This is a genomic window from Fibrobacter sp. (assembly GCA_012523595.1).
GTDB lineage: Bacteria > Fibrobacterota > Chitinivibrionia > Chitinivibrionales > Chitinispirillaceae > JAAYIG01.
Genome location: JAAYIG010000142.1, coordinates 1 through 1,694, shown reverse-complemented (window position 1 = coordinate 1,694; position 1,694 = coordinate 1). Strand labels below are relative to the sequence as shown.

Annotated in this window: 1 protein-coding gene; it reads left to right on the top strand. The window is 42.6% G+C overall.

Features of this window, described 5'->3' with window-relative positions; translation table 11 throughout:
• Positions 1 to 1,314 (top strand): hypothetical protein (locus GX089_09855; GenBank protein NLP02786.1); only part of this gene is annotated, 1,314 nt, incomplete at its 5' end.
• Positions 1,315 to 1,694: the final 380 nt, after the last annotated feature.

Here is a 1,694-nt window from a genome sequence, read left to right as displayed (position 1 = left end):
GTTCATACTCCTGAAGGCACTGTCCTGGAAAACCCTTATGAAGATCCGGAGCTCAAATTCGGTGGGGACAAAGCCCTCATTTTCAAAGGCGATTTCGAACAGGGAAGAGATATTTACTATAAAGTTAAGGAAGCCGGTTACCAGGTTTTTTCATACTGGTTCTACAATGGCTTGACTGAGTTTTCAGTATCTTATACCAGCACTGGCAGAGCAAATATACAGGAAAATATACTGAAAAAGGAGAACTGGTTTGTCCTTGAAACTAATGGGAATAAAGGGACCTATGAATTTCGTGATACTGTAATCATTAACATCGAATCCCACGACAATGAACAGACAGTTACCAGCCAGAGTACCACAGTCAGTGGAACCATAAGCAACCCCTATGTGGACAGACCAATTAGCGACATGCTGGTAACCTGTACAAACGGATTAGAGAAACGGGAAGTACATGCGACCATCAAAAACGATTCTAATTTCACCTTTGATATTGACCTTTTCGATGGAATTAATGCTTTACCTATCACACTTAAGTGGCTGACAGAAAAAGGCAAAGAAGAGTATGTCACCAAATACAAAATAAGGACAAAAGGAAAGAAAGTCGATGGATTTATTCTGAACTGTGAACCTCAATGGACCGGAGTGCTCAATTTCACCCGCACAACCACCACAATAACCAGCGGATCTGACACATCTGTATGCGTTTCCACAGCCGAAATCAATGCGAATATCAATATAGATTTCGGCGGTTCCAAACTCTGGTATATCAAACAGTCACATGAGAATGCAGTAACATGCTCTGAGTTCGACAACTGCTACCTTTTCAGTGGCAAGAACAACGGTGCTGTTTCAGTTTCGGTAAGCGATGAATGCAAGAGTCGTGACTGTGAAGGAGAATTACCGCTTATCACCATGTCGAAATCCCAGGGAAAGGCAAACTTACCTGAATATTTTGTCAGTATCGGGGTATCTTTATCACCCTGGAAAGAGGGAGATAACTCAACAGACCGCAGGTATCATCTTAAGATACACGCAGGATCACCCATTTCGATTCACACAGATCCCGATTGGCCTACGGGTAAAGCTGAAAGTTATGACTGTTTAACCGAAGAGTGGAATGAAAGTAGTTTTAAGATCGACACCTATATAGATCTGGATGATCCGGATATTCTGAGTTTCCCCAATGCATCGGAGTTGGAAGAGTTTACAGATCTCCCCTCATCGAGCAAGACTTGGAGTTTCACCAAAACAACAGTATCCGAGGACGGCCTGACGACAACCAAGTATAGTGCAACTTTGAGTGTGCAGCCGTAAGGGTCTTTGGGACGGACTGTTTTTTTGTTTTTATTTAGGGACGGACCATGTTTTTCAGGAGAGCATGGGACGGACTAATTTTTTCTTTTTTCCAAAGTAATATACTCCAGTATTAGTTCTTCACCACACAGAAGCAGGATTCCTGTTCTGATGTTTTTTATTATGACGGGATGGATAATCTTTTTATCTTTCAGCCAGGGACGGACCATCTTTTTCATTTGTGATTTTTCTTCGGCCTGGAATTTGCATCTTTTTACCTCCACCTTACATCCATCCCACCCTTTTGCCGGAGGAAAATATGCCTCGAATGGCCCGTATAGAATCTCCTGGTTCCCTTTTCCACATAATGGCGCACTCTATCGAGGGTAAAGAGCTCTTTG